Consider the following 4,037-nt stretch of genomic DNA (forward strand, 5'->3'; position numbering starts at 1 on the left):
GGTGACCGCGCCCGTCTTGGCCACTTGGTGGGTATGGCCCGCTTTCTTGACCAGGTGCGTGGCAATGACGCGGTAAACGATGCCCAGCACCCACCCCATGATCTCGGGCCGGCTGGCAAACAGGAAACGCAGCTGAAACGGGAAGCTCAACACCCACTGACGCATGGGTTGTTCAGGCAGTACTTCATCAACCAGCAAGGCGGCACTTTCGGCCATCCGCCGCGCCCCACAGCTCGGGCAGAAACCGCGACGCTTACAGCTGAAAGCGACCAGGTGCTCGGCGTGGCAAGACTCGCAGCGAACCCGTAGAAAGCCATGCTCCAGCCGCCCGCATTGGAGAAATTCTTCAAATTCCCGTTGCACATAGCCCGGCAATTCCTTTCCCTGCTCTGCCATAAGCGCAGCGAATGCCGGGTAATACTCGTCAACGATCTGATAGAGAAGGGTTTGCTCGGGTCGGTGGCTCTGGTAACGACCAGTATCCCGATCCCGGCTGGCCGTCCTGGCCGCCACATGAGGCATGTTCCGCGTCCTTGCAATACTGTGTTTACATACAGTCTATCGCTTAGCGGAAAGTTCTTTTACCCTCAGCCGAAATGCCTGCCGTTGCTAGACATTGCCAGCCAGTGCCCGTCACTCCCACTCGATTGTAAACAAGCACACAAAACCCTTTAGTGACAACAATTTGCAAGAACTATCAGGCTCAGTGCCATGAAAAATACCATGACCAGATCATGAGGTTGAACACGGCTTGCGCCGGCAGCGTTCACGCTCCTGGTCGGCGATCTCGCCCGGCTGCAATGCTAGCTCAGCATCGGTCATGCGCTCCAGCACGTCGCGTAGGCGGATGGTGCAAGGAATGGGCGGCAGCTCGAACTCATAGCCGCCGGCGATCATTTCGGCCGCAATCTCCTCGGTGATGAAAAACGGCTCGTCGTCTTGGTTCGGCTTCTTCATGCCCTTTCCTCCTGGCGCTCATCCTGGCCGACAGCGGCCAGGGCATCGGCTTCCGTCAATGCGTCCTCCACGAACGCGCCGTGCTGCTTCGCTTCGGCCTGGCTGACCTCGGCCCATATCCGTTTCACCTGGGCCGCACTGTACCCGGCCAGCTCGGCGGTCTTGTTGATGCTGTAGCCGGACTTGCGCAGCGCGACAACTTGGGCGCGGCGCTTCGGATCAGCACGGCGGCCCTTGTACCGCCCGGCCTGGCGGGCCAACTCAATGCCTTGGCGCTGGCGTTCGCGCCTGTCCTCGTAGTCGTCGCGGGCCATCTGCAAGGCCAGGCGAAAAAGCATGATCTGCACGGCTTCCAGCACGATCTTGGCGACGCCCTGGGCCTCGGCCGCCAGGTCGGATAGATCGACCACGCCAGGGACGGCCAGGCGTGCGCCTTTGGCCTGTATCGAGGCCACCAGGCGCTCGGCCTCGGGCAAAGGTAGGCGGCTGATGCGGTCGATCTTCTCGGCAATGACCACCTCGCCGGGCTGTAGGTCGCCGATCATGCGCAGCAGCTCAGGCCGGTCGGCGCGTGCGCCGGATGCCTTCTCACGGTAGATGCCGGCGACGTAGTAGCCGGCGGCCTTCGCGGCCGTAGTGATCGCCTCTTGGCGTTCCAAGTCCTGCGCGTCGGTGCTGACGCGCAGATAGACCCGCGCCACCATCGGCGCGGCTACTGGCTTCGTCCTGCGCATACTTGCGGGCTCCTTTGGGCATACTCAAATGCACCCATCTTAAACTGGCAGCTAATGTACAAAAGTTGATAGAAGCACACAAGTTCAATTTTGCACTTCTGCCCCACTATTGCAAAACTGCTTGTTAGTAGCCGTTTTTTCTTACTGTTTATAGATTCAATAATTTTTGAAACGAAAAATTGGGACTAAACATTTCGGTTTCGTTTTCTGTCGATTCGTCCTGCGTATCTTTTGCATAAACAAACATTTGTTGTTCGTAGTTTTCGATGGCATTTTCAATACTTGTAAATTCTCCGTTTGTAAGGTTTTCAGACAATATCAAAGCATCCAATAATCCCGTATTTACACCCTGTCCTGCAAAAGGCGACATCAAATGAGCAGCATCGCCAATCATTGTTATGGGTAATGGACGGTTACTTTTCCAATCATTGTTCAAAGGAAATTTCCTTGTGGGCAAGCATTGAAATGTTGATACCGAACGTATTAATTGTTTGTAAACTTCACTCCATTTGGAAAATCTTTTCAATAAAAAATCGGCAACGCTGTTTCTGTCCTGAAAATCTAAGGGAATTTTATTTTTCCATTCATCGGGCGTTTTAAAACTAATTCCTAAATACAATGCACCATTATTATTGGGATTGGCAAACAATAAAATGCCCTGATGTCCCGCCATTAATCGGTTGCCGTTGCATAGCTGAAAAAATCCGGGACAGTTTATTTCCGGTTGAAGAATATCAGCTTGGATGTTGAAAGTACCGGTTTCTTCAACTTGCGTGTCGGTAACAAAGCTCCTTATTTTCGACATTCCACCATTGGCAAGAATAACCAAATCTGCTGTTTCACTCGGTTTATTCTCAAAAGTTAGTGTCCACTTCTTCTTACCAGGTTCAAGCATAACAAGTTTTCTATCCCAAATAACCGTGTCGTTTTCTAAACTATTCAACAAGATAGCCCTTAAGTCATTTCTGTTTATTTCAGGATTGTCAAATCGATTTTCGGGCTTTACATTTTTTGTGGATAAAATATTGCCTTTTTCATCAGCAATATTTACACCCATTGGTAAGGCTAAGTCATAATAAGTTTGTAACAATCCCGCTTTTTTCATTGCTTCCTGACCTGAACCTTTGTGTAGGTCAAGGGTTCCACCAAAAATTCTTGCCTCTCGGTCGTTGTCTCTTTCGTAAACTGAAACGTCTATGCCGTTTTGCTGTAATAATTTTGCCATAGTCAGTCCAACGGGTCCACCACCAATTATTGCAACGTTCTTATCACTAAGTAAATTCATTTGTTTGTCTGTATCTATTCGCATTGTCATTCAAAAATGGCACATAACAAGTGGCTATACGCCAAATGGCGTATATATCCACTATATCTTATTTTGCTAAACCTTTCATTATCAGTGACAAATCCGTTTTCAACCGTTTACCGTTCGTTTCTACTCTCTCAAAAGGATTTATATTCATAGTGCTTTTTGTTAAGTTTTGCTCAAATATACAAATCCTTTCTATATATCTAACAAATCCATCGGACTTTTTAATTGTTCCATTCCCTTGGTGGTAATATGTGTATAAACCTCAGTTGTTTTACTGCTTGAATGACCTAACAACGATTGAATATAACGTAAACTCGTACCATTCTCAAGCAAATGCGTTGCAAAGCTATGTCGTAAGGTATGTACAGTAACTTCCTTTTGAATCTTTGCTTTTAAAACAGCTGCTTTAAAAATGTTTTGAATACTTCGGCTTGAGTATGCGCCACCTTTTTGACCTTCAAATAAATAATCTTTTGGTTTATATTCCATAAAGTATGTTCTTAAAATAATTAATGTTTTCTCAGATAAAATGGTATAACGATCTCTTTTTCCTTTTGACTGTTCTATACGAATTTGCATGCGCTTGGAGTCAATGTCTTTTATTTTCAGGTTTATACATTCAGAAATGCGCAAACCTGCCGAATAAATAGTCATCAGAATAGCCTTGTGTTTCACGTTTTCAATAGCGCGTAGTACCCGAATGGTTTCTTCTTCACTCATCACAACAGGAAGTGTTTTTTCTTTTTTTGGTCTTTCGATGAAATATGTTTTCCGTTGTCCACCCAAAACACGTTCGTAATAAAACTTAATCGCATTGATTGCCTGGTTTTGATAAGATATTGAAACTTTTCGCTCCATAACCAAATGTCGGAGAAATGATTGTATATGTCCTTCATTCAATCGATCGACGTATAGGAAGAATAAACGCCCTTTTCACCCAAGTCCAACAGCTTTGGACCGCAGTTGACTCTTTCGACACCCCTGCGATGCAACCCAATCCGGCTGACGGGGAGCCAGCAACGCTGAAAATTTAC

The 4,037-nt window shown here is 47.4% G+C and carries 5 protein-coding genes; all 5 read right to left on the reverse strand.

Annotation, left to right across the window (positions count from 1 at the left end; all coding sequences use genetic code 11):
- On the reverse strand, window positions 1-522 hold a 522-nt coding region (locus FTV43_RS14645; RefSeq protein WP_179995772.1), incomplete at its 3' end, for a transposase zinc-binding domain-containing protein.
- 210 nt (window positions 523-732) lie between these two features.
- Window positions 733-957: a hypothetical protein gene (locus FTV43_RS14650; protein WP_000743213.1), complete on the reverse strand. Its 225-nt coding sequence runs from the start codon at window positions 955-957 to the stop codon at window positions 733-735.
- Entirely contained in the window at window positions 954-1,691 is a 738-nt protein-coding gene (locus FTV43_RS14655) for a recombinase family protein (protein ID WP_001366550.1), read from the reverse strand. The genes FTV43_RS14650 and FTV43_RS14655 overlap by 4 nt, the downstream gene beginning before the upstream one ends.
- A gap of 148 nt (window positions 1,692-1,839) precedes the next feature.
- Window positions 1,840-3,006, reverse strand: coding sequence for a tetracycline-inactivating monooxygenase Tet(X3) (locus FTV43_RS14660; RefSeq protein ID WP_024160783.1), 1,167 nt, complete (start codon window positions 3,004-3,006; stop codon window positions 1,840-1,842).
- A gap of 189 nt (window positions 3,007-3,195) precedes the next feature.
- The gene (locus FTV43_RS14665; protein ID WP_015060916.1) at window positions 3,196-3,861 is read right to left on the reverse strand and encodes a tyrosine-type recombinase/integrase; all 666 of its coding nucleotides are present in this window, start codon (window positions 3,859-3,861) and stop codon (window positions 3,196-3,198) included.
- Between the last annotated feature and the right edge of the window lie 176 nt (window positions 3,862-4,037).

The sequence above is a fragment of the Acinetobacter sp. YH16053 genome, assembly GCF_013417035.1.
GTDB lineage: Bacteria > Pseudomonadota > Gammaproteobacteria > Pseudomonadales > Moraxellaceae > Acinetobacter > Acinetobacter towneri.